This is a genomic window from Streptomyces noursei, assembly GCF_001646665.1.
Classification (GTDB): Bacteria; Actinomycetota; Actinomycetes; order Streptomycetales; family Streptomycetaceae; genus Streptomyces; species Streptomyces lavendulocolor.
The window spans coordinates 15,954-16,849 of record NZ_LWBU01000370.1; the positions used below are offsets into that span (position 1 = coordinate 15,954).

The window sequence follows — 896 nt, forward strand, 5'->3', positions numbered from 1 at the left end:
GTGTCGTCGCCGCCGCCGTCGACCGGCGGACCGGCGCGCTGACCGTGACCGGGGCGTCGGACGCGGTCACGGACCCGTCCTTCCTGGTGGCGGCATCCGCCGGCGACGTGCTGTACGCGGTCGGTGAGACGGAGGAGGGCGCCGTCGCCGCCTTCGACGTCACGGGACCCGCCCCCCGCCTGCTCGGGCGCCCGGCGCCCGTGGGCGGGGCCCATCCCACCCACCTGGCGCTCGCCCACGGGCACGCCCTCACCGCCAACTACGGCTCCGGCAGCGTGAGCGTCCTGCCCCTGGGGCCCGACGGTGCGCCGCGGCCCGCCGCGCGGGTGCTGCGCCACCACGGCGCCGGCCCGCACCCCGAGCGGCAGGCCGGCCCGCACGCCCACCAGGTGGTGCCCGCGCCCGGCGGGCGCTGGGTGCTGAGCGTGGACCTGGGCACCGATTCCGTGCACGTCGGCGCGCTCGACCCCGGGACGGGCGTACTGACGGCGCACGGCGAGACCCCGATGCGCCCGGGCAGCGGCCCCCGCCACCTCGCCTTCCACCCGGCGGGCAGCCACGTCTACGTGCTGGCCGAACTGGCTCCCACGCTCACCGTCTGCCGCTGGGACGCGGACACGGGTGTCCTCGCCCCCGTGGGCGAACCGGTCGTGCTGCCGACGGACGCCGTGAGCCACCCCTCCGGGATCGTCGCCGCACCCGACGGGCGGTTCCTGTGGGCGGCGGTGCGGGGCGACGACACCATCGCCGTCCTGGCCCTCGACGAGGCCCGTGAGCGGCCCCGGGTCGTCACCACCGTCCCCTGCGGCGGCCACTGGCCCCGCGACCTCGCGCTCGACCCCGAGGGGCGCCGCCTGTACGTCGCGAACGAGCGTTCCGGCGACGTCACCTGGTTC

General features: G+C 78.2%; 1 protein-coding gene. It reads left to right on the forward strand.

Annotated features, from left to right (window positions below; genetic code table 11):
• Nucleotides 1-896: lactonase family protein (locus A4V12_RS27990; protein ID WP_064072232.1), on the forward strand; the 896-nt coding region annotated here is incomplete at both ends.